The 23,866-nt window shown below is 69.1% G+C and carries 25 protein-coding genes and 1 riboswitch; of the genes, 11 read left to right on the top strand and 14 right to left on the bottom strand.

What is annotated here, in order from left to right:
• Positions 1-18: 18 nt before the first annotated feature.
• Positions 19-135: riboswitch (SAM riboswitch) on the bottom strand.
• Positions 136-228: 93 nt separating this feature from the next.
• The gene (locus F4553_RS19960; protein WP_184838167.1) at positions 229-2,043 is read left to right on the top strand and encodes a PrsW family intramembrane metalloprotease; all 1,815 of its coding nucleotides are present in this window, start codon (positions 229-231) and stop codon (positions 2,041-2,043) included.
• A gap of 159 nt (positions 2,044-2,202) precedes the next feature.
• On the opposite strand, the gene F4553_RS19955 is transcribed toward F4553_RS19960, so the two are convergent.
• Positions 2,203-4,647 (bottom strand): transglycosylase domain-containing protein, encoded by a 2,445-nt coding sequence (locus F4553_RS19955; protein ID WP_184838165.1) that lies wholly within the window; start codon positions 4,645-4,647, stop codon positions 2,203-2,205.
• A gap of 67 nt (positions 4,648-4,714) precedes the next feature.
• Positions 4,715-5,974 carry an AI-2E family transporter gene (locus tag F4553_RS19950; RefSeq protein ID WP_184838163.1) on the bottom strand — a complete coding sequence of 420 codons (1,260 nt, stop codon included), beginning with the start codon at positions 5,972-5,974 and terminating at the stop codon, positions 4,715-4,717.
• An 89-nt stretch (positions 5,975-6,063) separates the two neighbouring features.
• Between F4553_RS19950 and F4553_RS19945 the strand changes: the two genes are divergently transcribed.
• Positions 6,064-6,402, top strand: coding sequence for a GroES family chaperonin (locus tag F4553_RS19945; RefSeq protein ID WP_312875273.1), 339 nt, complete (start codon positions 6,064-6,066; stop codon positions 6,400-6,402).
• A gap of 81 nt (positions 6,403-6,483) precedes the next feature.
• On the opposite strand, the gene F4553_RS19940 is transcribed toward F4553_RS19945, so the two are convergent.
• Positions 6,484-8,382 carry an ATP-dependent DNA helicase gene (locus F4553_RS19940; protein ID WP_184840940.1) on the bottom strand — a complete coding sequence of 633 codons (1,899 nt, stop codon included), beginning with the start codon at positions 8,380-8,382 and terminating at the stop codon, positions 6,484-6,486.
• Positions 8,383-8,514: 132 nt separating this feature from the next.
• On the opposite strand from F4553_RS19940, the gene F4553_RS19935 reads away from it, so the two are divergent.
• From F4553_RS19935 to F4553_RS19920, 4 genes are all read left to right on the top strand, one after another.
• The gene (locus tag F4553_RS19935) at positions 8,515-9,015 is read left to right on the top strand and encodes a DUF402 domain-containing protein (protein ID WP_184838161.1); all 501 of its coding nucleotides are present in this window, start codon (positions 8,515-8,517) and stop codon (positions 9,013-9,015) included.
• Between the two features lie 61 nt (positions 9,016-9,076).
• The gene (locus F4553_RS19930) at positions 9,077-9,958 is read left to right on the top strand and encodes a PPK2 family polyphosphate kinase (protein ID WP_184838159.1); all 882 of its coding nucleotides are present in this window, start codon (positions 9,077-9,079) and stop codon (positions 9,956-9,958) included.
• A gap of 99 nt (positions 9,959-10,057) precedes the next feature.
• Positions 10,058-10,684 (top strand): DUF47 domain-containing protein, encoded by a 627-nt coding sequence (locus F4553_RS19925; protein ID WP_184838158.1) that lies wholly within the window; start codon positions 10,058-10,060, stop codon positions 10,682-10,684.
• A gap of 48 nt (positions 10,685-10,732) precedes the next feature.
• Positions 10,733-11,704 (top strand): inorganic phosphate transporter, encoded by a 972-nt coding sequence (locus F4553_RS19920; RefSeq protein WP_184840938.1) that lies wholly within the window; start codon positions 10,733-10,735, stop codon positions 11,702-11,704.
• A 77-nt stretch (positions 11,705-11,781) separates the two neighbouring features.
• Here F4553_RS19920 and F4553_RS19915 read toward each other — a convergent pair whose 3' ends face one another.
• Genes F4553_RS19915 through mtfM form a run of 3 tightly spaced genes read right to left on the bottom strand, consistent with a single transcriptional unit; the run spans position 11,782 to position 13,470 of the window.
• Positions 11,782-12,753 (bottom strand): Gfo/Idh/MocA family protein, encoded by a 972-nt coding sequence (locus tag F4553_RS19915; protein ID WP_184838156.1) that lies wholly within the window; start codon positions 12,751-12,753, stop codon positions 11,782-11,784.
• A gap of 14 nt (positions 12,754-12,767) precedes the next feature.
• Positions 12,768-13,361, bottom strand: coding sequence for a heme-binding beta-barrel domain-containing protein (locus F4553_RS19910; RefSeq protein ID WP_184838154.1), 594 nt, complete (start codon positions 13,359-13,361; stop codon positions 12,768-12,770).
• A gap of 4 nt (positions 13,362-13,365) precedes the next feature.
• Entirely contained in the window at positions 13,366-13,470 is a 105-nt protein-coding gene (mtfM, locus tag F4553_RS41885; protein WP_312875272.1) for a small membrane protein MtfM, read from the bottom strand.
• 25 nt (positions 13,471-13,495) lie between these two features.
• On the opposite strand from mtfM, the gene F4553_RS19905 reads away from it, so the two are divergent.
• A complete protein-coding gene (locus tag F4553_RS19905; RefSeq protein WP_184838152.1) occupies positions 13,496-13,858 on the top strand; it encodes a DsrE family protein in 363 nt (120 codons plus the stop codon).
• Positions 13,859-13,862: 4 nt separating this feature from the next.
• Here F4553_RS19905 and F4553_RS19900 read toward each other — a convergent pair whose 3' ends face one another.
• The 6 genes from F4553_RS19900 to F4553_RS19880 all read right to left on the bottom strand — a co-directional run bounded on the left by F4553_RS19900 (position 13,863) and on the right by F4553_RS19880 (position 17,775).
• The gene (locus F4553_RS19900; protein WP_184838150.1) at positions 13,863-14,330 is read right to left on the bottom strand and encodes a hypothetical protein; all 468 of its coding nucleotides are present in this window, start codon (positions 14,328-14,330) and stop codon (positions 13,863-13,865) included.
• A gap of 94 nt (positions 14,331-14,424) precedes the next feature.
• Positions 14,425-14,736, bottom strand: coding sequence for a DUF1416 domain-containing protein (locus F4553_RS19895; protein ID WP_184838148.1), 312 nt, complete (start codon positions 14,734-14,736; stop codon positions 14,425-14,427).
• Positions 14,737-14,742: 6 nt separating this feature from the next.
• Positions 14,743-15,597: a sulfurtransferase gene (locus tag F4553_RS19890; RefSeq protein ID WP_184838146.1), complete on the bottom strand. Its 855-nt coding sequence runs from the start codon at positions 15,595-15,597 to the stop codon at positions 14,743-14,745.
• A gap of 184 nt (positions 15,598-15,781) precedes the next feature.
• Positions 15,782-15,859 (bottom strand): Ms5788A family Cys-rich leader peptide, encoded by a 78-nt coding sequence (locus tag F4553_RS42490; protein ID WP_312875391.1) that lies wholly within the window; start codon positions 15,857-15,859, stop codon positions 15,782-15,784.
• Positions 15,860-15,918: 59 nt separating this feature from the next.
• The gene (locus F4553_RS19885; RefSeq protein WP_184838144.1) at positions 15,919-16,644 is read right to left on the bottom strand and encodes an LmeA family phospholipid-binding protein; all 726 of its coding nucleotides are present in this window, start codon (positions 16,642-16,644) and stop codon (positions 15,919-15,921) included.
• Positions 16,645-16,668: 24 nt separating this feature from the next.
• Positions 16,669-17,775 carry a hypothetical protein gene (locus F4553_RS19880; protein ID WP_246466416.1) on the bottom strand — a complete coding sequence of 369 codons (1,107 nt, stop codon included), beginning with the start codon at positions 17,773-17,775 and terminating at the stop codon, positions 16,669-16,671.
• A gap of 243 nt (positions 17,776-18,018) precedes the next feature.
• On the opposite strand from F4553_RS19880, the gene F4553_RS19875 reads away from it, so the two are divergent.
• The 3 genes from F4553_RS19875 (at position 18,019) to F4553_RS19865 (ending at position 21,311) form a co-directional block, all read left to right on the top strand.
• Positions 18,019-18,744, top strand: a complete 726-nt coding sequence (locus F4553_RS19875) for a winged helix-turn-helix transcriptional regulator (protein WP_184838142.1) — start codon at positions 18,019-18,021, stop codon at positions 18,742-18,744.
• A 68-nt stretch (positions 18,745-18,812) separates the two neighbouring features.
• Positions 18,813-19,760, top strand: a complete 948-nt coding sequence (gene mshD / locus F4553_RS19870) for a mycothiol synthase (RefSeq protein WP_312875271.1) — start codon at positions 18,813-18,815, stop codon at positions 19,758-19,760.
• A 33-nt stretch (positions 19,761-19,793) separates the two neighbouring features.
• Positions 19,794-21,311, top strand: coding sequence for a hypothetical protein (locus F4553_RS19865; protein ID WP_184838138.1), 1,518 nt, complete (start codon positions 19,794-19,796; stop codon positions 21,309-21,311).
• Between the two features lie 597 nt (positions 21,312-21,908).
• Here F4553_RS19865 and F4553_RS19860 read toward each other — a convergent pair.
• Positions 21,909-22,544 carry an NUDIX hydrolase gene (locus tag F4553_RS19860; protein WP_376776229.1) on the bottom strand — a complete coding sequence of 212 codons (636 nt, stop codon included), beginning with the start codon at positions 22,542-22,544 and terminating at the stop codon, positions 21,909-21,911.
• Positions 22,545-22,553: 9 nt separating this feature from the next.
• On the bottom strand, positions 22,554-23,354 hold the full coding sequence (locus tag F4553_RS19855) for an aminotransferase class IV (protein WP_184840932.1): 801 nt from the start codon (positions 23,352-23,354) through the stop codon (positions 22,554-22,556).
• A gap of 92 nt (positions 23,355-23,446) precedes the next feature.
• Between F4553_RS19855 and F4553_RS19850 the strand changes: the two genes are divergently transcribed.
• The gene (locus F4553_RS19850) at positions 23,447-23,860 is read left to right on the top strand and encodes a Fur family transcriptional regulator (RefSeq protein WP_184838136.1); all 414 of its coding nucleotides are present in this window, start codon (positions 23,447-23,449) and stop codon (positions 23,858-23,860) included.
• Positions 23,861-23,866 lie beyond the last annotated feature (6 nt).

Here is a 23,866-nt window from a genome sequence, read left to right as displayed (position 1 = left end):
TGCACACACGGGAAACGGGGTCCGCGCTTGCCTCGCGCGACCATCGGGCGAGGCCGGGTCATCACCCGGGGCACCCCACCGCAGAACGAGGGTTGCCGGCCAGCAAACCGGGGTTTAGCGCTGGCACTCGTGACCTACCGAGATCTTAACCGGGGCACGCGGGCCCGGGCAACCGATCGCCGGACTGACGGCGCGATGGGAGTGACGATCGCCGGTAAGCTCGCGCACATGGCCGATGTGACCCCGCAGACAGCTCCGTTCCCGGCGCCGATGCCGCCGCCGACGGACCAGCCGAGCCCGGGTCTGTGGCGGCGCTTCTGGGCCGTGCTGGTCCGGCGGCAGCGGATCCTCTCGATCGTGCTGGTCGTGAGCGTGCTCGCGGCGGGTGCGATCGGCATCTCCTTCATCCTCGGCAACGCGCTCAGCCCGCAGGCGCTGATCGTCGGCATCGTCGCCTCGATGCTGCCGGTGCCGATCCTGGTCGCGTGTTTCCTGTGGCTCGACCGGTACGAGCCGGAACCCACGATCTACCTGCTCTTCTGCTTCGCCTGGGGTGCGGTCATCGCGACCACCGTCTCCGCCAACGTCAACACCATCGCCGCCGGCTTCGCCGAGCGGGTGCACCTGCCCGACGCGCTCGTCGCCGTGCTCGTGGCGCCCTTCATCGAGGAGTCGACGAAGGCGCTGGGTCCGCTGCTGATCCTGTGGTTCCGCCGACGGGAGATCTCCGGGATCGTCGACGGCCTCGTCTACTGCGGGATGTCGGCGACCGGCTTCGCGATGGTGGAGAACATCCTCTACCTGGGCAAGCACAGCTACCAGACCGGTGTCGAGCAGTACGGTCAGGCCACCGGCGTCCAGCTCCTGCTGCTGACCTTCATCATCCGGGTGCCGCTGTCCGGCTTCGCGCACCCGCTCTTCACCGCCTTCACCGGCATCGGCATCGGCCTGTCGGCCCGCTCCGCCCACGCCTGGGTGCGCTGGCTCGCCCCGATCGCCGGTCTCATCGTGGCGATGATGCTGCACGGCACGTGGAACCTCATCCCGTCGCTGGTCCAGGCGACCGGGGAACAGTTCCTGCTGCTCTACGGATACTTCGCGATAGAAGTGCCGATCTTCCTCGGCATGGTCGGGTTCGCCCTGTGGCTGCGCGGGCATGAGGGGCGGATCACCGTGCGGGTGCTCCCGGCGTACGCCATGGCGGGCTGGTTCACGCCGCCCGAGGTGGCGGCGCTCGCCTCGCTCGGACGCCGGCACGCGGCGCGGGTGTGGGCGAAGCGGGTCGCCGGTGATGCCGGACGCAAGGCGATGAAGGCGTTTCAGGTCTCGGCGACGAAGCTCGCCCTGGTCCGCGACGGCATCGATCGCGGGCTGAGCACCAGCCCCAAGCTCGCAGCGCGGGCAGCCGAGGAGGAGCGGGAGCTGCTGACCCGGATCACCGATGCGCGGGCCGTCTTCGTCGGCCGTGACCCGCAGACCCCCCGGGGGACGTGGAACGGCACCTCCTATGAGCTGGTCTTCCCGGACGGGGTGACCCGGACCGTGGCAGCACCGCCGGAGCCGGTCGTGCCGGTCCCGGTGCCGCTGGCACCGGCACCGCAGCCGCACTTCGCCTACGGCGGATACCAGCCCCAGCAGGGCTACCCGGGTCAGGCGCCCTACCCGGGACACTCCGGTTATCCGAGCCACCCGGGCGCCCAGCTTGGCCACCCGCAGACCCAGGCTCAGCCTGGCTACGCGCAGCCGCAGGCTCTCGGCTACCCGCAGCCGCAGGCTCGGCCGGGTTATCCGCAGGCTCAGCCTGCCTACCCACAGAGCCAGCCCGGTTACCCGCAGCCGCAGCCGCAGGCCCAGTCCGGCTACCCGGAGGCTCGACCGGGTTACCCGGCCCAGCCTGAATATCCAGCTCAGCCCGACTATCCGGAGCTGCCGGATTATCCGCAGCAGTTCGGCAATCCGCCGCAGTCAGGCGACCCGGGGGGCACCACCGGCGGCGATTCCGCGCAGCAGGGCAACCCGCCGCAGCCAGGCGACGCCCCGTAGCAGGGCAACGCCCCGCAGCCAGGCGGCTTCCCGCAGCAGGGCGACTCCACACAGCGGGGCGGTGAGCCCCGATAGCGCTGCCGGTGCTGGCGACCGGCCCGGAAACGCAAGATCGCCGCAACTCTTCAAGAGTTGCGGCGATCTTGCTTTGCTCCTCGGTCAGGGTGCGAACGGCAGCTTCGTCGGCAGGATGATCTTCGGCTTGCTCGGCGACGGACTGGGGATCGGCAGCGGCGACGGGCTCTTGCTCGGCTCCGGTTCCGGCTCCGGGCTGCTGCTCGTGGACGGCTCGACGCTCGGGCTCACCGACGGGGACGGCGGCGCGACGCCGTTGCCACGGCTGTCGGAGCCGACGGTCCCGGTCTCGTCGGGCAGGGCGAGCTTGGGCATGCCCTTGCTCGCCTCGTTGAGGAAGTTGTGCCAGATGTCCCCGGGCATGTTTCCGCTGTTGATCTGGTCACCGTTCGCGTACTTCAGGGCCAGCTCATCGCCCTTGTTGCCGACCCAGACGGCGACGGCGATCTGCTTGGTGAAGCCGACCACCCAGGCGTGGGCGTTGTCGGCCGTCTTGCCGCGCTCCCAGGTCCCGGTCTTCGCCGCCGAGTCCCGGCCACCGTCCAGGGCCCAGCCGTTGTGGGTCGGCACGACCTCCTGCATCGTGGCGGCCACCTCGTTGGCGACCTCGGCGTCGATCCGCTTCTCCGGAGCGAGCTTCTCATTGAACTGCGGCAGCACGCGGTAGCTCCCGTCGAGCTGGTGCTGCTCGACCTTGAGGACGAAGTGCGGTGTGTTGTAGACACCGGCGTTGGCGAAGGTCGCCATTCCGGTGGCGTGATCGAGGACGGTGATGCCGTACTGGCCGTAGCCGACCGGGTAGTCGAAGGGCTTGCGGCCCCAGTCGCCCTTCTGATCGGCGAGCTTGTAGCCCACGCTGTCGTTGTCCCAGAGGTAGTTGATGCCGGCCGCCTGCGCGGTCTTGATCACCTTGTCGGGACCGATCTCCTGCGTCACGTAGAAGAACGGCACGTTGAACGAGCGCACCAGAGCCGTCTCCAACGAGCAGTCCGTCGGCGTGCAGTACCTCGCGACCTCGGAATCCTTACGCCCGGCGTTCTTGACCGTGTAGGGATGGGTGGCGTCCACCTTCTTGATCTCGCGGGCATCCCAGGTGGACTTCAGCGAGATGTTGTCGGTGAGGGCGGCGGCGAGCGTGTAGACCTTCATCGTCGAGCCGGGGGAGTGGCCGCCGGTCGGCTTGCCGCCCTCGAAGTTGAGCCCGGCGTAGTCGTGACCCGTGCCGTCGTCGCCGCCGTAGTAGGCGAGCACCCGGCCCGTGGCCGGATCGGTCGCGACCAGCGCCGACATCAGGTTGGGCTTGCCCAGCTTGAGCTGCTTGCGGATCTGCGCCTCGGCGATCGTCTGCATCCTGCTGTCGATCGTGGTCGTGACCCGGTAGCCACCGGTCTTCAGATCCGAACGCTTGATCCCCATCTTGTTGAGCTCGTCGTAGACGTAATTGATGACGTTGCCCGTACCGGAGCCCTTGATGCCCCACTCCGCCGAGGTGGTGCCCTGGGCGCGCGGGATGAGCTTGGGGTAGGCCGCGGTGGCGCGTTCGCCCTGGTCGAGCCACTTCTTCTCGACCATGTTGTTGAGCACGTAGCCCCAGCGGTCCTTGGCGGCCTCGGGGTTGATCTCCGGGTCCAGGCCCTTGTTGCCGTTGGGGTCGATCGTGCCGTCGGCGAGGTAATCGGGCTCGGGGGTCCGGATGACCGCGCCGAGCACCGCGGCCTCCTCGTAGGTGAGCTTCGCGGCGGACTTGCCGAAGTAGGCCTGGGCTGCCTTCTCGACACCGGTCGCGCCCCGGCCGAACCAGACGGTGTTGAGGTAGAAGCCGAGGATCTGGTCCTTGGAGTAGTTGTCCTCCAGCTTGCGGGCGAGCACCGCCTCGCGCAGCTTGCGGCTGACCGACATCTCCATGTTCTGCGTGGCCTGCTTGACGTACTGCTGGGTCAGCGTCGAACCGCCCTGGCGCTCGCCACCGGTGCTGTTGTTGAAGGCGGCGCGGGCGATGCCGGTGTAGGAGATGCCCTGGTGCTCGAAGAAGTCCTTGTCCTCGCCCGCGATCAGGGCGTGGATGACCTTCTTGTCGAGTTGGGCGACGTCGATGTCGATACGGTTCTCGGTGCCGAGCTGCGCGATCTGCTTGCCGTCGCTCGCCATGATCCGGGTGATCTGCGACTTGGGCAGCTTGTCCGGCGTGATCCCGTCGACGCTGTCGAAGTAGTAGGTGAAGACGATCGCGCCGACGCCCATCATGATGAGGAGCGCGGCGAAGGAGGAGAGCAGGATCTTGCGCCGCTTGCTCCAGCCCTTCACGCTCTTGAGCGCCTTCGCCGTCGGCCGGCGGCCGGTCCGGGCAGGCTCCGGCTGCGGCGGGGCATCGTCGTCGGGCATGACCGGGCGCACGCGGGCGCGGCCGACCGGCGAGGAACCACCACCGGGCTCCGGCCGCACGGGTACGCCAGCCCTGCCGAACGCCTCGCGCGGCTGCTCGCTGTGGTCGTCTGGTCCGAACGTCTGCTGCCCAGGTCCATTGGCCATGGTCGGATCGTAGGCAGGTCAGGTGAATTCCGCCGCCCCGGTGACCGTGAGCGACGCATTGATACCCCTATGTCGCGGTAGGTAACGCCGCCTCGGCGAGCGCCTCCGGGGAGGCCGCTCGCCTCCGTGCGACCAGCGCTCGGATGCCGGTGTTGAGCATCGCGATCATCGGTACGGCGATCAGCGCCCCGATGATCCCCGCGATCACGAGCCCGCCCGCGATGGCGAGGATCACAGCCAGCGGGTGGATCGCGACCGCCCGGCCCATGATCAGCGGCTGGAGTACGTGCCCCTCGAACTGCTGCACCCCGATCACGGCGGCGAGCAGGATGAGTGCCGTCAGCGGGTCCTTCGCCACCAGCGCCACGAGGACGGCGATGGTCCCGGAGATCGTGGCGCCGAGGATCGGCACGAAGGAGAAGAGGAAGACGAGCGCGGCGAGCGCCTCCTTGAGCGGCACGTCGAGGATCACCATGGCGATGTAGATGCCGACGGCGTCGATGAAGGCCACGATGATCGTCGCGCGTACGTAGGAGACGAGCGAGTGCCACGCGGCGATGCCCGCGAAGTCGAGCGGCTCGCGCGTGGCGGCCGGCATCAGCCCGACGAAGAAGCGCCAGATCTGGCGGCCGTCGCGCAGCAGGAAGAAGAGCGAGAAGAGCACCAGGAAGAAGCCGGCGAGCACGTGCAACGTCGTCGTCGCGGTGGAGATGAAGCCGGTGGTGACGGCGTCGCGGTTGTCGTCGAACCACTTCTGCGCGGCGTCGCCGATCTTGGTGAACTGCAGGTCGGTGAGGTTGAGCGGCTTGTGGCGCATCCAGTTCTCGACCTCGCGGAGACCCTCCTTGGCGTTGGTGGTCACCTCGGGCAGCCCGGTCACGAAGGAGCTGATGACCGCGGTGAGCGTGCCCGCGACCAGCGCGATCCCGGCGATCACGACGATCGTGGTGGCGATCGACCGGTTGAGCCCGATCTGCCGCAGCCACGACACGGCCGGCGAGAAGAGCGCGGCGAGCAGCAGCGCGATGATCAGCGGGATCACGACGGTGGAGAGCATGACGATGCCGTAGAGCACGAACCAGGCGAGCGCGCCGACGATCAGCAGGCGCCAGGACCACGCGGCGGCGACCCGCAGTCCACCGGGGACCTCCGCGTCGTCGCGACTCGTCGTCGAGTTGTGCACGATCGCCGCGGCGGTCGGCTCCTCGGGCTCGAACTGGGTCTCCTCGTAGCGCCGGGTCTGCTCGGCCCGAGCCGCACGCACGCTGGCCCGCCCCGCCTCATATGCCCGCCGGATGTTCTCCCGAGCCTGCTCGAAACGTCCCATGCGCACCTCCGGGCCTCATGATGCCCTACCCCGGCCCTCACCGTAACCGCTCGGCGCGCGCCGGGGGCCGCAGAGTACCGTTGTCGACCGTGAGCGACACGACCACCGCCGACGCCGGCCTGCCCATTCGCCTGCTGCACGACCGCGTGCTGGTCCGCATCGACGGCCCCGAGGGCGAGCGCCGATCGGCCGCCGGGATCGTCATCCCGGCGACGGCGGAGGTGGCGCACCGGCTCGCCTGGGCGACCGCGGTCGCGGTCGGTCCGCACGTCCGCTCCATCGTCACCGGCGACCGGGTCCTCTTCGACCCCGACGACCGCTCCGAGGTGGAGCTGCACGGTCGCGGCTACATCCTGCTCCGCGAGCGCGACGTCCACGCCGTCGCCGCCACCCGCATCGAGGACAGCGGCACCGGCCTTTACCTGTGATCTGACCCCGTCACGTTGTGCAGCACACCGTGGCCTCCAGCGCGAAAATGGCCACGCTCTGCTGCACAACGTAGCCGTGGATCAGCTGGCGCCGAGGCGCCGGAGCGCACCGAGGGCGGCCTCCTGCTTGGTCGTATACCAGAACGGCGGCAGGCTGGCCCGCAGGAAGGCGCCGTAGCCCTTCGCGGTCTCCAGCCGGGAGTCGAGGACCGCCACCACACCCTTGTCCGAGGTGGAGCGGATCAACCGGCCGACGCCCTGCGCGAGCCGGACCGCCGCGATCGGCACGCTGACCGCGCTGAAGCCGGAGCCGCCCGTCGCGTCGACCACCGCGGAGCGAGCGGCGGAGAGCGGCTCGTCCGGGCGCGGGAAGGGCAGCCGGTCGATGACGACGAGCTGGCACGCGTCACCGGGCACGTCGACGCCCTGCCAGAGCGACATGACGCCGAAGAGGCAGCTCGACCGCTCCTCGCGGAAGCGCCGCACGAGCAGCGGCAGCGCCTCGTCACCCTGCAGGAGCACGGTGAGGTTGGTCTTGCCGCGCACCAGCTCCGCCGCCTGCGTCGCGGCGCGTCGCGAGGAGAACAATCCGAGGGTACGCCCACCGAGCGCCTCGATCAGCGCGAGCAGCTCCACCCCGGCGGGGTCGGGCAGCCCGCTGGCGGCGGGACGGGGCAGGTGCGCCGCCACATAGAGGATGCCCTGCTTGGGATAGTCGAAGGGCGAGCCGACATCGAGCGAGGTCCACTTGGGTCCCGCGTCCTTGGCCGGGTTGCCGGGCAGCCCGAGCCCTCGGGCGACGGTCTCGAACTTGCCGCCGAGCGCCAGGGTCGCCGAGGTGGCGACGACCGTGCGCTCGTCGAAGAGCTTCTCGCCGAGGAGGTTGGCGACGGAGAGCGGCGCGACCATGAGCGATCGGCGGGGCTCCACCTCGACCCAGGCGACGTCGTGGTCCTCGAAGGCGAGCAGCCGCTGCGCGGTGGTGTTGAGGTCGGTGAGGACCGACTTGGACTGCTGCTTGCGAACCGGGTCGGGGTCGTCTGCCTTGACCTCGCCGATCTTGCGCAGCGCCCGGCTGGTGGCGCCGTCGAGGATCGTGCACGCCTCCAGCAGCCCCTGCGGCAGATCGCCGACGAGGCGGCCCGGCTGGGTGGCGGTGAGCCCGAGCGTGAGCGAGTCGGCCGCCGTGACGAGGGACTCGTAGTCCTCGGGGTCGATGATCGCCCGTGCCGTCCGCGCCGCCCGGTCGATGCTCTCGGCGGTGAGCTCGGCCTGCGCGGCGCCGGAGACCCGGTCGGCGAGCTCGTGCGCCTCGTCGATGATGAGCAGCTTGTGCGGCGGGACGATGTGCCGCCCGGCCATCATGTCGAAGGCGAGCAGCGAGTGGTTGGTGACGACGACATCGGCCTCGCGGGCCCGCTCGCGGGACGCCTCGGCGAAGCACTCCGGGCCGTAGGGGCAGCGCATCGCACCGACGCACTCGCGGGCCGGCATGCTCACCTGCCGCCAGACGACCTCGTCGACACCGGGGTCGAGCTCGTCGCGGTCGCCGGTCTCGGTCTCCATCGCCCAGTCGCGGATCCGGGCGATCTGCTTGCCGAGCTTGCCCGCCTCGCCGACCCAGGTCAGCTTGGGTCCGCTCGGCTTGTCGGACGGGACCGCGGCGACATCGAAGAGGCCGTCGTCGGGCTCCTCGTCGGAGGAGTGCTCCAGCTTGGCTAGGCAGAGGTAGTGGTGGCGCCCCTTGAGCACGGCGAAGGTGGGCCGCCGGCCGAGCAGCTTGGCGGCGCTGTCGGCCATCCTCGGCAGGTCGTGGTCGACCAGCTGGGACTGGAGCGCCAGGGTGGCCGTCGAGATGACCGCCGGACCGTTGACGGTCAGCGCGGGCGACAGGTAGGCCAGCGACTTCCCGGTCCCGGTGCCGGCTTGGACGAGAAGATGGTGCCCGCCCGCCATCGCGTCGACGATGGCCTGCGTCATCGCCTGCTGACCTGGTCGGGCTGCCCCACCGGGCACAGCGCCGACGGCTGCTTCGAGAATCGCGGCGGGAGTAGGCGCGGATCGTCGGCTCACGCAAAGGAACCTACCCCGTTACTCGGACACTTCCTTAGGATGGCCGGTGTGAACCCCATACGGGTCGAGATCACTAAGTACGACGGTTCGCCGCATCGTGGCTATCCGGCGTCACTTCTGGGTCGCGACGAGCATGGCAGCTGGTTAGGGGTGGCGAGTGGCACGGTCTCCGATGACGGGGTCGCGCACGAGCTCCCGTGGGTCCTATTGATCCCTGATGACGGATGGTGGACAGCGATGTTCAACCCGCCGCCGCAGGGCAGCGAGGTCTACTGCGACATCGCCACGCCGGCGACGTGGACGGCGCAGGGCGTGACCGTGGCCGACCTCGACCTCGACGTGAAGAGACGCCGGGCGTCGGGTGCGGTGCTCCTCGTCGACGAGGACGAGTTCGCGGTGCACCGGGTGCGCTTCGATTACCCGCCCAATGTGGTCGAGCAGGCGTGGGCGGCGGCGAAGTACCTCGAGCGGGCGCTCGCCGACGGCACCGAACCCTTCGCGACGCACTATCACCGCTGGCTGGAGAAGGTCACGACCTGATCCTGCTGCGAAATGTCGGGTTAGCCGAGCGCAAAGGCCGGACATGGGTGATGATCGGCGCATGGCGTCACCCGGTCTCAGCAAGCTGCTTCGGGTCGGTCCGGGTCCGGTGGATCTGGCGGCGATCGACCCCCGGTCTACCCCTGGGCTGCCCAAAAAGGTGGGACGAGATCCCAAGGAGTGGTCCCGCGCCGCGATCGCCGAGATCGGTGTCGAACTCTTCCGGCAGCAGGAGATGCTCTTCGCCTCGGCCAAGGAGCACCCGGAGTACCGCAAGCGGGTGCTGATGGTGCTCCAGGCGATGGACTGCGGCGGCAAGGACGGGACGATCAAGAACGTGATCGGCCAGCTCAACCCGCAGGGCGTACACATCGTGGGGTTTGGGAAGCCGACGGCGGAGGAGCTGTCGCACCCCTTCCTCTGGCGGATCAAGCGCGCGCTGCCCGCGGCCGGGGTGGTCGGTGTCTTCAACCGCTCGCACTACGAGGACGTGCTCGTGGTCCGGGTGCACGAGCTCGTCCCCGCGCGGACGTGGGGTGATCGCTTCGGTCAGATCAACCGCTTCGAGCGGCAGCTCGTCGACGAGGGCTATGAGCTGGTCAAGGTCATGCTGCACATCTCGCCGGACGAGCAGCGCAAGCGGTTGCTGGAGCGGCTCGAGGACCCCACCAAGTTCTGGAAGTACAACCCGTCCGACGTGGACGAGCGGAGCCGGTGGCCCGACTACCAGGCCGCATACGCCGATGTCCTCGAACGGTGTGGTCCTGATCACGCTCCCTGGTACGTCGTCCCCGCCGATCGCAAGTGGTACCGCAACTGGGCGGTCGCAAATCTCCTTTTGGAGGCGTTGGGACGCCTAAAACTGACATATCCACCGGCCGATTTCGACAGTGCCGAGGAGCGCCGCCGACTCGAAGGTGAACGGCAGGTGAACTCATCATGAATCCAGAGTGGCTGAAGGTAACCGGCCTTCTACGGCCGGGTAACAAGCCCTAGCATTCACGCGGACCTAGGCAGATCCCCGACAGCGAGGTTGTGTGCCGTGAAGTTCTCTCTCCGCCCGCAAGACAACGCCTTCTACGACTTCTTCAGTCGGGCCGCGCAGAACCTTGTCCGAGGCACGGAGCTGCTGAGCGAGCTCGCGCTCCCCGGCGCCGACGTCCAGTCGGTCAGCGAGCGTCTCAGCGAGGTCGAGCACGACAGCGACCAGATCACCCATGAGCTCTACACGAAGATCAACTCGACCTTCATCACGCCGTTCGACCGCGAGGACATCTACGACCTCGGCTCGGGCCTCGACGACGTCATGGACCACATCGAGGCGGTCGGCAACTTCGTCTACCTCTACGGGCTGACCAAGCTGCCCGCGCTGCCGCGCGAGATGCACGAGCTGGTCGACGTGCTGGACCAGCAGGCCCGCCTGACGGCCGCGGCGATGCCGCGCCTCAAGGGCATGAAGGGCATGAAGGAGTACTGGGTGGAGATCAACCGCCTGGAGAACGAGGGCGACCGAGCGCACCGCATGCTGCTGGTCCGGCTCTTCTCCGGCGAGTACGACGCACTCACGGTCCTCAAGATGAAGGAGGTCGCCGACGAGCTGGAGGCGGCCTGCGACGCCTTCGAGCACGTGGCGAACACCGTCGAGACGATCTCCGTCAAGGAGTCCTGAGCCTTGGACGCCGCACTCTTCGCGGTCATCGCGGTCATCGCCGCTGCGATGATCTTCGACTACACCAACGGCTTTCATGACGCCGCCAACGCGATCGCGACCAGCATCTCGACCAGGGCGCTGACGCCCCGGGTCGCGCTCGGCATCGCCGCGATCGGCAACTTCATCGGCGCCCACTTCGGCGCCAAGGTGGCCAAGACCGTCGGCAGTGGCCTGGTGACGCTGCCCCAGGGCACCGCGAGCCTCGGCATCGTCTTCGCCGGCGTCGTCGGTGCGATCGGCTGGAACCTGCTCACCTGGTATTTCGGCATCCCCTCCTCGTCGTCGCACGCGCTCTTCGGCGGCCTCGTCGGTGCCACGCTCGCCGGTGTCGCCTTCGGCATCGACGCGACGGTGCTCTGGAGCGGGATCTGGAAGAACATCATCATCCCGATGGTCGCCTCGCCGGTCGCCGGCTTCATCCTCGGCGCGATCATGATGACGGCGATCATGTGGATCTTCCGTCGGGGACACCCGGGCAAGCTCAACCGGGGCTTCCGCATCGCGCAGACGATCTCCGCGGTCGCGATGTCGATCGGCCACGGTATGCAGGACGCCGCCAAGACGATGGGCATCATCGTCCTGGCGCTCTACGTCGGCGGCTACCAGTCCAGCGCGACGCACATCCCCGAGTGGGTCTTCTACAGCTCGGCGACGATGCTGGCGCTGGGCACCTATGCCGGTGGCTGGCGCATCATCCGGACGCTGGGCCGCAAGATCATCGACTTGGGGCCGGCGGAGGGGTTCGCGGCGGAGACCGTGGCGAGCGCCGTTCTCTACTACAACGCGCTGGTCCTCGGTGCGCCGATCTCGACCACGCACACGATCACCTCGGCGATCATGGGTGTCGGCGCGACGAAGAAGCTCTCCGCGGTCCGCTGGGGCGTGGCCGGCAACATCGTCACCGCCTGGGTGCTCACCTTCCCCGGCGCGGCCGTCCTGGCCTCCGTCATCTACCTGCTCACCCACTGGGTCTTCTGAGCCCTCCGCCCCGTTGTGCAGCAGAGCGTGGCCCGGACCGCGGTCCGGGCCACGCTCTGCTGCACAACGGGACAGGGTTAGTAGCGCACGCCGATCTGCTCGCGTACGGCGTCGAGGATGCGCATGGTGTCGAGGGTGACCGAGAGCGGGACCAGGTCCGACTCGAGCTTCCCGGCACGCAGGCACGACATGACCTCCTCGGCCTCGTAGACCATGCCCTTGCCGGTCAGGGGCAGGTCGAACTCCTCACCCGGACCGCCGCCCCGGAAGAGCGTGAAGACCGTCGGCGAGTGGAATCCGTGGTTCAGCTCGATCCGGCCCCCGGTGCCGATGATCCTCGCCGCCCGCGAGTCACCACGAACACCGCAGTGCAGCGTGGCGACCCCGCCCGAGTCGTACCCGAGGATGATCCCGGTGTTGGCGTCCGTGCCCTCCGGCCAGAGTGACGCCCACGCGCGGATGTGCTGCGGCGAGCCGAGGAAGAGCTGGGCGAAGGCGATCGGATAGACGCCCAGGTCGAGCAGCGCCCCACCACCGAGCTCGGGGTTGCGCAGGCGGTGCGACGGATCGAAGTCCATGCCGAGGCCGAAGCTCGCCGTGACCTGGGTCACCTCGCCGATCGCTCCGTCGGCGATGAGCTCCTGGATCCGCCGGATCGCCGGGATCGTGCGCGTCCACATCGCCTCCATCAGGAACAGTTCGCGTTCCCGAGCGGTGTCGACGAGCTCCTGCGCCTGGGCCAGGTCGAGCGTGAAGGCCTTCTCCACCAGCAGCGGCTTCCCGGCTCTCAAGCAGGTCAGGGCTGCCGCGTGGTGGTGCGAGTGCGGTGTCGCGACATAGATCACGTCGACCTCGGGGTCGGCGGCGAGCGCCTCCCACGATCCGTGGGCGCGGGCGATGCCGAACTCGCCCGCGAAGGCCTCGGCACTCGCGAGAGTGCGCGATCCGACCGCGGCGAGTTCGGCACCCGGCAAGAGCGACAGGTCATGAGCGAAGGAGCGGGCGATGCCGCCCGTGGCGAGGATGCCCCACCGTATGCGATCCGACATGCACCGAGCCTAGGTCAGCCGCCGACCCGGAGGAGACGGGCGCTCAGATGCGGGGAGAGCGGCTGTCCGACCCCGGCCATCTCGTGCGCGTAGAGGAGCGCGCCCTCGACGATGCCGTAGAGCCGGTGTCCGCCGGTGACCTCCTTCGCCGTGGCCGTACGCGCGACGAAGTCGGTCGCCATCTCCATCCGCGGCGGGTTGCTCTCGACGGTGCCGATGTAGAGCTCCATGATCCCCGTCGGGGTGACTATCAGCGCCTCGATCTCGTCGGTCTTGCCGCCGTCGGAGGAGACGGGACGCCACCAACCCGACTCCCGGCCGATCGGCTTGATCGGCTTCGAGTCCTCGTCGATCATCCAGGCCCGGGACTCGTACTTGAGGAACGGGCGGCCGTCGTGGCTGATCGTGATCTCCTGGCCGTACTCGAAGTCCTCGATCGTCGGGTAGCCGCCCTGCCCGCGGCCGCGCCACTGCCCGACGTAGGGCAGCAGGGCCAGCAGGGCGGGGTGCAGATCAGGGCCCGTACGCAGGTCGAAGGTGTCCTCGAAGGGGTAGGGATCGACCGGCGGCGCGTTGTGCCACGGAGGCAGCAAAGGGTTGTCACTCACGGTGTTACCAGCGTCCTCTTGAGATCCTGACGGCGAGATAGACGAGGCTACCGGCGAGTGCGCCGAAGCCGGCGACCAAAAGGCTGACGTACCCGATCTCGGTGACCACGGCTACTCATCGTAGTGTGCTCCGCATGAGACGTTCACTCGTCGTCAAGGCAACCGCCGGGGAAGATGCTCCCGAGCGCTGCGCACAGGCATTCACCGTGGCCGCGACGGCGCTCAGCGCCGGGGCGTCGGTCTCGCTGTGGCTCACCGGAGAGTCCAGCTGGTTCGCGCTGCCGGGCAGGGCGAGGACCTTCGAGCTGCCACACTCCGCACCCCTGCCCGACCTGCTCGACGCCCTGCTCGCCGGGGGCAAGGTGACGGTCTGCACCCAGTGCGCCACGCGCCGGGGGATCACCCCGGACCGCGTGCTGCCCGGGGTCCGCATCGCCGGTGCCGCGGTCTATGTCGAAGAGATCCTCGCCGACGGAGTCCAGGCCGTCGTCTACTGAGCGGCTACTTCTCGGTGCGGCAGCCTGATGTCATCGTGATGGTGACGATCCCCGGTGCTGTGCGCCCTCTGACGGCCACGAAGTCGCCCGCGTCGGCGTACATGGCGATGCTGTCGTCGGGCTCGGTGATGCGGGCCTTGTAGCCGCCGGGGAGCTGCTCGGCGATGCTTCGCAGCAGCTTCTCCTCGGTGCCCTTGGGCGTGGCGAGGGTGACCGTCTTCGTCAGGGCCTTGCCGTCCCACGCCTTGGTGATCTCGCAGTTGCGCGCATCCTGGTCGTCGATCACAGCGCTGAGCTGCGGCGCGATCCCCACCACCTCGCCGGCGACCCGGTCCATGGTCGCCTGGGCCTGGCCGACGGTGGTCTGGCCCGGAACCGTCGCGGCGTCGTTGCGGTAGGAGTAGACCGCCAGCGCGACGAGGAGCAGGCCCCACGCCGTGACGCCCGCGATGATCAGGTTGCGCTTACGCATCCCACCATGGTCGCAGAAGGGGCCACGGACGTGGTCCGTGGCCCCTTTCGAGAGCTGAAGCCCGCCCTGGTGAGGGATGGGCGGGCGCCGAACTCTAGCTGACGGTCACCTCGTACTCGTTGAGGCCGCGGGCGGCGTCGACCTCGCCACCGCCGTTGCCGAACCGGGACAGGGCGCGCAGCGTCCAGTTGCCGGGGGCGGCGAAGAACCGGAAGCGGCCGGCGGGGGAGGTGACGACCTCGGCGGTGAACTCGCCGGTGCGGTCGAGCAGGCGGACATAGGCCCCGGCGACCGGGTCACCGGAGGCGGCGAGGACGGTGCCCGAGATCACCGTCTCCTTCTCGAGGTCGACGCTGGACGGGATGGGAAGCGCCTGGTCGGGCGCAGCGCACGTTGCAACAGACATCTGGGATCAGCCCTCCACCGTGCCGGGCTCATCGCCCAGCGACACCGGCACGCCGACGAGCGAGCCGTACTCAGTCCAACTGCCGTCGTAGTTCTTCACGTTCTGGTGGCCGAGGATCTCCTGCAGCACGAACCAGCTGTGCGAGGAGCGCTCGCCGATGCGGCAGTAGGCGATGGTCTCCTTGTCGTCGTTGAGGCCGGCGGCGGCGTAGATGGCGCGGAGCTCATCGTCGCTGCGGAAGGTGCCGTCCTCGTTGGCCGTCTTGCTCCACGGCACCGAGATGGCGGTCGGGATGTGGCCCGCACGCTGCGCCTGCTCCTGGGGGAGGTGGGCGGGGGCGAGGAGACGGCCCGCGTACTCGTCGGGGCTGCGCACGTCGACCAGGTTCTTGGTGCCGATCGCCTTGACCACGTCGTCGCGGAAGGCCCGGATGGAGAGGTCCTGGTCCTGGGCGACGTAGGTGGTGGCCGGGCGGCTGACCGCGTCCTTGGACAGCGGGCGGGCGTCGAGCTCCCACTTCTTACGGCCGCCGTCGAGCAGCACGACATCGCCGTGGCCGTAGAGCTTGAAGTACCAGTACGCGTAGGCGGCGAACCAGTTGTTGTTGCCGCCGTAGAGCACGACCTTGTCGTCGTTGCCGATGCCGCGCGCCGAGAGCAGCGCCTCGAACTGGGCCTTGTTGACGAAGTCACGCCGGATGGGGTCCTGCAGGTCCTGCTTCCAGTCCAACTTCACCGCGCCCGGGATGTGGAAGGAGTCGTACGCGGCGGTGTCCTCGTCGACCTCGACGAAGACGACACCGGGGGTTTCGAGGTTCTTCTCTGCCCAGTCGGCCGAGACGAGTGCGGAGTCGCGACTCATTGATAGCTCTCCCTTGATGGATGGCTTGGGGATGAGCGCGCCCGGTGATTTCACGATGCGGAAACACAGCCGTGCGCGACCCGATTGATTAACGGGCGACGACGGCGTCGAAGTTTTCTCATGGTGCCCCGGTGGCTACCTCGGAGAGGTTGCGCTGCTCAGGGCAGGGAAAGCTGCGTCGCCGTCAGTGGACGGGACGACACAGGCAGGTGGCCACGCGACACAGGTCGATCGCGCGCCTTTTGGTGAGCAGGAGGCCCATGCCAGCGACCCTACCAGCAGGGGGCGAAATCTGGGAACGAGTCGTCCAGCATTCGAGACTCACGTAACAAGCGGAACATTGACCGCGACCCCGCTGATGCGCACACCGCCGACGGTTGCGCGTACCTCGGTCAGCTTCAGGTCATAAGGCAGCTTCGGCACCGAGAACTCGTACGACAGGCGGGATTTGTACTGGTCGATGAGGCCCTGGATGGTGTCCGTCACGTTGGCGTCGGTGGTCGTCAGCTCCGTGATCGCGAAGCGGACCCGGCCGTTGCTGACCGAGGCGGTGCCCCCGCCGGTGAGCGGCACACTGAGCCCGCCGAGAGTAACGGCACCCGAGACGTGGACCTTGCCGCTGTCGTCACCGCTGAGCACGAGACCCTTGGCACCCACGGCGGTCACGATGGCGCTCCACGGGACCGTGGACTCGCCGGTCACCTTCGACGCGGTGATCGGGCCCTCGCCCGCGCGTACCTTGTCCAGGGGCGCGTCGACGTCGGTCGCGACGATCGTCAGCAGCGGCAGGGTGAGCTGGCCGTTGGAGAGGTCCCGCAGGTTGATCGTGATCTGCTCGTAGCGGCCGCCGATCACCTGGGTCAGGAACGGGAAACCGCCCACCTCCACCGCGGGTGCCTGCGAGGTGAGCTTGCGAGCCGCCACCTCGTTCGAGACCTGCTTCGCGACCTGCGACTCGGCGTAGTTGGCGCTGACGCGATCCATCGCGTACAGCCCGCCACCCACGACGACCAGCAGGACCAGCGTGGTCACCAGCAACCTGCGCACGTGCCCTCCCCCAAGAACGAACAGCTATGTCAGGAAGAGCACGCTGATGGCATAGGCGACGGGCGCCGCCAGTGCGAACCCTCCCAGTGGGCCTTGCATGTGCCGGGCCAGCCACATCGTCGGCGGCTCGCCCGCGAGTTCCCGGCCGGCCTCGGCGAAGCCGACCGCGAGATCGGCGAGGATCGCCGCCCCCGCGGCTGCGAGCCCGACATACGCCGCGCTCTTCGGATCGAACCCGACGATGTACCTACCCAGAAACGCCGCACACAATGTCCCAGCCATGCCGCCGACCACGACACCGAGGGCCCCCCGGGGCACCTGTGGCGCGATCCTGGGCCACGGCGCGACCGTGTCCATGAGCCTGGCCAGCAACAACGCCACACCGGTCGAGGTGAGTGAGATCACAATGGCCTGCGTGCCGAGCTCGACCCGGGTCAGCACCACGAGCGTGGAGAAGCTGATCACCCCGATCGTCAGCACCAGGGCGGAGCCGATCGCCTCGGTCACCCGCATCCGCGCCTCGCGCCGCCAGAGCTGGCCGACGACACCGAAGATGAAACCGACGACACCGACGATGATCGGCATCGTCACCCCGGCCACCTCGGGAAGCACGGCCGCGAGATCGGCCGCCGCGGCGGTCGCGAGGGCAACCCCGGCCACCTCGCGCATGCCGGGCGGGCGGATCGCCATCGTCCAGGCAAGGACGAAGAGAACCTGAACCCCGAAGATCACGATGGCGTACGGGATGCGAGCCGCTCCGACACCGGCGGTCTGCGCGCCGAAGATCAGTCCGAGGGCGAGAAGTGCCGAGAACCCGGCGATGAAGAGGGAGAGCAGCCGCCGCACGGGCGCCATGGGTATCTCGGCGGCCTCCGAGTCGTCGCTGCCCGACGTGCCGAGCACCTGACCGTACATCCCGCGCTCGACGGTCGGCGGTGGCGCCGTGTCGGGCACCCTCGGCTCGGCCGGCCGACGGCCCCGGCCCCGGGCGTCCTCGCGGTCGTCACGGCGGGCCGGCGGAGCGGGTCGCGTATCGACCGGCGCGCTCGGCGGCACACCACGGGAGCCACGCTGAAGCGGGTCGCGGCGACCGCGGGATTCGCGGGGTTTGTCATCGGAGTTGCGGGACACGCCCACGATGGTGCCAGAGCGGTGCGGATACCGCACCCTTCCGTGGTCGGGGCCGGTCTCTATTACCATTGCATTTCGCCGATTACTTCTTCATTACAGCCTGCGCGGGTACTGGTGTTTCCGGATAGTTCGGCTAGGCTCAAGACTTAACCCGCCCGTCAGCGACGCCGGGACCGTGTGCGTCACCCCCCATACTTCGGGGATAGGTGCTGCGCGGCCCAGGCCGCGAGGACGGAGGTTTCTATGGAGATTCTTCTTCTGGTCACACCACGCGCCGGAGAGCCCTCAGTGGTGCTCCCTGCGCTCGACCTGCTCCCCCACGCGGTACGCACGGCCCCCCGTGACGTCCGCACCCTTGTCTCCGCCCCCAGCCCGGATGCGGTCCTCGTCGACGCGCGGGCCGAGCTCTCCGAGGCCCGGGCGACCTGCCGGATGCTGCACGCGACGGGCATCGGCGTCCCGCTGATCGCCGTCGTGACCGAGGCCGGCCTCATCGCGCTCAACTCCGACTGGGGCGTGGACGACGTCATCCTGGCGACGGCCGGCCCCGCCGAGGTCGAGGCCCGGCTGCGGCTCGCCGTCGGCCGCCTCACCAACGCGACCGCCGCCGCCGGTGGCCTGATCCGCGCCGGTGAGCTCACGATCGACCCCGACACCTACGCCGCGAAGCTCAAGGGTCGCCCGCTGGACCTGACCTACAAGGAGTTCGAGCTGCTCAAGTTCCTCGCGCAGCACCCGGGCCGGGTCTTCACCCGCGACCAGCTGCTCCGCGAGGTCTGGGGCTACGACTACTTCGGCGGCACCCGGACCGTGGACGTGCACGTCCGGCGGCTGCGCGCCAAGCTCGGCTCGGAGTACGAGTCGATGATCGGCACGGTTCGCCAGGTCGGCTACAAGTTCGTGCTGCCGTCGTCACGGCACTCGGAGGAGGCCCTCAGCCTCGCCGCGATCGAGCGGGCCATCGCCTAGTTCCTCAGCTCTGCCACATTGACGAAGATTGACGCCCGGCCTTACGTGCCGGGCGTTATCTTTGTGTGGTGGTCCACAACGCGGGTGTCGTCGAGCGAGCCGACCTACTGACCCCGGCGGCGGTGGCGCAGGTGCTCGAGCTTGCCGACCTCGCCGGGAACGCCGATGGTGCGTACCCCCTGTCGGAGCATGTCGTGCTGCACCTGCGGCATGGCGGCGACGGCCTCTCCACCCACCTGCTCGTCCGTGACCCCGGTGACGGGTCGATCATCGCCTACGCGCACCTCGACACCACGGACGCCGTGGCCGGGGCCAGCGCGGAGCTCGCCGTCCATCCGCTGAAGCGGCGGCACGGGCTGGGCCGGGCGCTCGTCCTCGCCGCGCTCGATGTCGCCGCCGAGCAGGACCCGGCCGGGCGGCTGCGGCTCTGGGCGCACGGCGATCACCCGTCGGCGACGGCGCTCGCCAATTCGCTCGGTTTCGCCAGGGTGCGAGCACTGTGGCAGATGCGGCGATCGCTCTTCGCCCCGCTGCCCGAGGTCGCACCGCCCGGCGATGTCCAGCTGCGCGAGTTCCGGCCGGGCGCTGACGACGCAGCATGGCTCGCCCTCAACGCGAAGGCGTTCGCGCACCACCCCGAGCAGGGCAGGTGGACCCTCGACGACCTGCGGATCCGGATGGCGGAGCCGTGGTTCGACCCGGCCGGGTTCCTGCTCGCCGAGCGGGCCGGGGAGCTGATCGGCTTCCACTGGACCAAGATCCACGGTTCGGACGGGGAGCAGCATCACCATGATCCGATCGGCGAGGTCTACGTGCTCGGGGTCGATCCCGGTGCGCAAGCGGCCGGTCTCGGCTCGGTGCTGACCGTGGCCGGCCTCGCCTACCTGCGCAGACGTGGACTCAGCCAGGTGATGCTCTACGTCGACGAATCCAACACGGCCGCGATCCGGCTCTACACCAAGCTCGGGTTCGTGCGCTGGACCACCGACGTCTCCTTCGCCAGGACCAACCCCTAGCGGTGCCCGGGTCTCACCCGTCAGGATGTGGCGATGACGAGAGACCCGTCGATGCCCCCGGACGGATTTGTCTCCTATGTGGAGAAAAGACTGCCCTCCGTGATGAAGGGCGCCCGCCGGCTCACCAGTGACGAGCGCCTCGCCGACGACTTCGCCCGCGAGCTCTTCGTCCCCGTCGCCGCCCGCTGGGACCGCCTCGCCCGTGCCGACGCCAAGCGGGGCGCGAGCGAGGGCACCGGCGCCGACCGGCTGCTCCACCGCCTCTTCCGCTCCGGGTCCAGCGACCTCACCAGCGACCCGGACATCCGGCCCGAGCTGACCCTCGACGCCACACCCTGGCCCAGCCAGCAGCGGATGTCGTTCATGACCAGCTCGCTGAGCCCCGCCGACGAGGCTGCGCTGCTGTGGGAGCGGTCATACCGCAACGGCCGCCGCCGTCTCCTGATCGCGGGCGGTGCCGGGGTCATCGCGGTCGCGCTCTTCCTCGGGCGTCCCCGCAGCGCCGCCGAACCGGAGACCGTCGCCGAGCCCGAGTCGCCACGGCCGTCGCCCAGCCGTCCCGCGCACCTGCCCGCCGGGATCGACGTGCTCCCGGCGCTGATCGACCAGGCCGGCCTGCCCTCGCGCGTCACCCCGATCCCGCACGACCTCGACCTCGCGGTCACCGTGGGCAACCTCGGCGACAAGCCGGCCGGGCGGGCGATCGCCGTGTTCCAGGAGTTCGACAACGGGCCCCTCGTCGTGCTCGGCCCCGATCGTGGCCTGCGCCTTTTCAAGACCGCCAACTCCATCAGCTCCACGGCGGTCCTCTCGCCCGACGGTCTGCACGCCGCCTTCCCCGCGGGCAACCACATCGAGCTGCTCGACATCGTCACCGCCCAGATCCGCCAGCTCCCCTCCGGCGGGGCCAGTTCGCCGCCCATCTGGCTCGATGCGAACCATCTGATGGAGGGCGAGGTCGGCAGTTCGCTCATCATCGACATCCGGACCGGCTCCACGGTCAAGGTCCCCAACACCATCGCCGACGCGGTCGTGCCGCAGGCCGTGTCGGTGCTGCCCGCCGGAGGTGACGTCACGCCCCGGGTCCAGTTCCTGCTCTCCGTCGGTCAGCCGGTCACCGCACCGGCCCGGATCCGCCGGTGGACCAGCGGATTCAAGCAGCAGATAGACGTCAGCCTCGATGGGGAGCTGCACGGCTGGATCGGCAAGTGGCGAGGGGTCGGCTTCGCGTACGGCGACGACCACGGCCTGATCGTCCGCCGCTGCCAGGTCGCCGACCGTCCGCTCCCGGCGGGTATGGGCGACGCCACCAACGGCATCGCCGTCGTCCGGGCCGCGACCGGTGTCGTGCTGCGGCTCCTGCTGGAGACGAGCCAGACGGGAAGCTCGCGGACCGAGGTGCTCGGCTGGCTGGATCCGGACACGGTGCTGGTCAGCACGGGCACGTTCGGCGTGATGCTGCTGGTCGCCTGGCGGATCGACACGGGGCGGTTCGAGCTGGTCTCGATCTCGAACAAGGGCTCCCGGATCTCCGTGGCCGACCTGACCTAGCGTGCAGCGGTCGGGCATGAGGTCATCCGCCGTGCCTCCCGAGTGGCTGGGGCAAGGATCGGCGCAACTCTTGAAGAGTTGGTGTTATCCACATGCCCCAGCCGTCGGGGGTGCGGGTGAGGCGGTGATGATCGGGCCGTTTTCCGCCAAGATGGCGTGATCAAGGCTCATGATCACACCATCTTGGCGGAAAACGGCCCGATCATGACGTGGGGCGGTCGGCTGGATCGGCGTGCTGCCCCGCGCGTGTTCTGCGGCCCGGCTCGCTTCTGGTGATCGCGTCTGGTTCGGGGAATCAGACGTGATCACCGCGCTCGATTACGTCTGATTCCCCGAACCAGACGTAATCACTGAGTTGCCGCGCCGCGGTCGGGGAGGTTGTCCGGGCATCCAAGCCGCACAGACCGACCAGGCAGCAGTCCAGACGCTGGAGACATGCAGATAACACCAACTCTTCAAGAGTTGCGGCGATCTTGACCGAGCACCGAGCACCAAGCACCAAGCACCAAGCACACTTGTGCACCGCACGCCCACAGTCCGCAGCACGCCCACAGTCCGCAGCATGCCTGCGGTTCGTTGCCCAGGGAGCGGGAGGAGCTACGGGAGAGTGGGCAGGATGGGGGAGCGGGGTGAACGACCCGCCGCGGCGGCGAGGACGCCGTCGGGGGTGCCTACCTCGGCCAGCTCCTGCAGGGTGATCACCGTGGGCGGCAGCATCGGCAGTTCACCGGCACCGAACCGGGCCACCGCATCCGCCGGATCGAACCACCCCGTCGCGTCCGCCTCGCCGTTGACCACGTCCAGCTCCGTCGCCGTCGTCAGCAGTCCGACGAAGAAATAGGTGTCGAACCGCCGCGGCTCGAAGAGCGGCGTCACCCACCGTGACCAGGGGATCAGCTTCGCCGGATCGAGGTCGAGACCGGTCTCCTCGGCGACCTCCCGGACAGCTGCCCGCCGGGCGGTCGACGATTCGGCATCCGGGTCGTAGCAGACCCCCGGATCGGCAGCGTCGAGCATGTCGGCGCTGCCGCCGGGGAAGGCCCACCGGCCGCCGAAGACCATCCCCATCGACCGCCGCATCAGGAAGACCGCGCCGTCGGGCCGCATCAGCGCGACGGTCGCGGCGAGGCGCGGGGTGGCGGGCACCCGGCCGGAGGCGGCGAACTCCTGTGCTGCCGCCGTGAAGCGGGCGAGCTCGTGCTCCGCCATGATCGAGAAGGGTGAGGCTGCCATCGGCCCAGCCTACTCAGGGGCGTGGAAACCGAGGAGGGTCTGGATCCGGACGGTGTCGGGACTCGGAGCGAGCGCGACACCGTCGATGGTGTGGATGGGGGCACAACCGCGTACCGAGGAAAGGAGCCAGACACCCGACGCGGCCGTGAGTGAAGCGGTGGTGACCATGCGCTCCTCGGCCGTGAGGCCGAGGGCGCCCGCGTTGTCGAGCAGGTGGCGGGCCGTGGTGCCGGGGAGGATTCCGGTGGAGGAGACCGGCACGGTGCAGAGCGCGTCGCCGTCGCGCCAGACCACCGTCGAGGTCGGCGCCTCCAGCACGAAGCCGTCGGCGGAGAGCCAGAGCACGTCGTCGAGCCCGTTGGCCGTGGCCCAGCGCTGGGAGGCCATGTTGACCGCGTAGGAGAGCGATTTCACGCCGCCGAGCAGCCACGGGGCGTCGGTACGGATCGCGGCCGGGAAGCCGAGGGTGATGCCGGCGACGTTCAGCCCTCGGGCACGGGCTGCCTTGCTGGCGGCACCGACGGCGGTGAGGATCGCGTAGCAGGTGACCTCGCCGGTCGCCTCGGGACCGCGGGTGCAGGTGAGGCGCAGGGCGCCCTCGACGGCCGGATCCCAGCCGTCGCAGGCCTGCGCGGCGAGCTTCACCAGCTCCTCGACGGGCGGCAGGGCCAGCTCCATCCGGGCGGCCGACCGGACCATGCGGCTCAGGTGCTCGTTGAGCAGGAACGGTTCCGCGCCGCGCACGTGGATGGTCTCGAAGACGCCGTCCCCTCGGACAACACCTAGATCATCGGCTCGCAGGATGGGCATATCAGCAGGTACGACGCCGTGTCCCAGCACGGCAACAACAGTTGCGCTCACGACCGCAGAGCCTACGTCGTGCGTCGCACTATGATCGAGCAGTGCCCGAATCCAAGCTCACCGAACTCCTCCGGGAGCGCGGCCTGCGCCTGACCCCGCAGCGGCAGCTCGTGCTGGACGCGGTCAAGGAGCTCGGCCACGCCACCCCCGAGCAGGTGCACGTCAGGGTCCAGCACATCGCCGCCGGAGTGAACATCACCACCATCTACCGCACGCTGGAGCTGCTCGAGGAGCTCGGTCTGGTCAACCACGCGCACCTGTCCCACGGTGCGCCGACCTATCACGCGGGCGAGGACAGGCACGTTCACCTGGTCTGCAAGGAGTGTGGCGGGATCGACGAGCTGGAGACGGCTCAGCTCGGACCGCTCGCGCAACTGCTGTGCGAGGAGCACGGCTTCCATCTCGATGTGGGGCACGTGTCGTTCGTCGGAATCTGTGGCGCCTGCAAGCGTTGATCGGGG

Origin of the sequence: Allocatelliglobosispora scoriae (genome assembly GCF_014204945.1) — a bacterium.
Lineage (GTDB): Bacteria > Actinomycetota > Actinomycetes > Mycobacteriales > Micromonosporaceae > Allocatelliglobosispora > Allocatelliglobosispora scoriae.
The sequence above is the reverse complement of the archived record's forward strand: the minus strand, read 5'-3'. Positions and strand labels throughout refer to the sequence as shown.

Bases quoted from the DNA above. Each gene is read 5' to 3' on its own strand.
- F4553_RS19955 (WP_184838165.1), bottom strand. From the start codon at position 4,647: ATGGCCAATGGACCTGGGCAGCAGACGTTCGGACCAGACGACCACAGC.
- F4553_RS19900 (WP_184838150.1), bottom strand. From the start codon at position 14,330: ATGCGTAAGCGCAACCTGATCATCGCGGGCGTCACGGCGTGGGGCCTG.
- F4553_RS19905 (WP_184838152.1), top strand. From the start codon at position 13,496: ATGAGACGTTCACTCGTCGTCAAGGCAACCGCCGGGGAAGATGCTCCC.
- F4553_RS19865 (WP_184838138.1), top strand. From the start codon at position 19,794: ATGACGAGAGACCCGTCGATGCCCCCGGACGGATTTGTCTCCTATGTG.
- F4553_RS19915 (WP_184838156.1), bottom strand. From the start codon at position 12,753: ATGTCGGATCGCATACGGTGGGGCATCCTCGCCACGGGCGGCATCGCC.
- F4553_RS19855 (WP_184840932.1), bottom strand. From the start codon at position 23,354: ATGCCCATCCTGCGAGCCGATGATCTAGGTGTTGTCCGAGGGGACGGC.
- F4553_RS19875 (WP_184838142.1), top strand. From the start codon at position 18,019: ATGGAGATTCTTCTTCTGGTCACACCACGCGCCGGAGAGCCCTCAGTG.
- F4553_RS42490 (WP_312875391.1), bottom strand. From the start codon at position 15,859: ATGGGCCTCCTGCTCACCAAAAGGCGCGCGATCGACCTGTGTCGCGTG.
- F4553_RS19960 (WP_184838167.1), top strand. From the start codon at position 229: ATGGCCGATGTGACCCCGCAGACAGCTCCGTTCCCGGCGCCGATGCCG.
- F4553_RS19890 (WP_184838146.1), bottom strand. From the start codon at position 15,597: ATGAGTCGCGACTCCGCACTCGTCTCGGCCGACTGGGCAGAGAAGAAC.
- F4553_RS19895 (WP_184838148.1), bottom strand. From the start codon at position 14,736: ATGTCTGTTGCAACGTGCGCTGCGCCCGACCAGGCGCTTCCCATCCCG.
- F4553_RS19930 (WP_184838159.1), top strand. From the start codon at position 9,077: ATGGCGTCACCCGGTCTCAGCAAGCTGCTTCGGGTCGGTCCGGGTCCG.
- F4553_RS19935 (WP_184838161.1), top strand. From the start codon at position 8,515: ATGGCCGGTGTGAACCCCATACGGGTCGAGATCACTAAGTACGACGGT.
- F4553_RS19940 (WP_184840940.1), bottom strand. From the start codon at position 8,382: ATGACGCAGGCCATCGTCGACGCGATGGCGGGCGGGCACCATCTTCTC.
- F4553_RS19920 (WP_184840938.1), top strand. From the start codon at position 10,733: ATGATCTTCGACTACACCAACGGCTTTCATGACGCCGCCAACGCGATC.
- F4553_RS19950 (WP_184838163.1), bottom strand. From the start codon at position 5,974: ATGGGACGTTTCGAGCAGGCTCGGGAGAACATCCGGCGGGCATATGAG.
- F4553_RS19860 (WP_376776229.1), bottom strand. From the start codon at position 22,544: ATGGCAGCCTCACCCTTCTCGATCATGGCGGAGCACGAGCTCGCCCGC.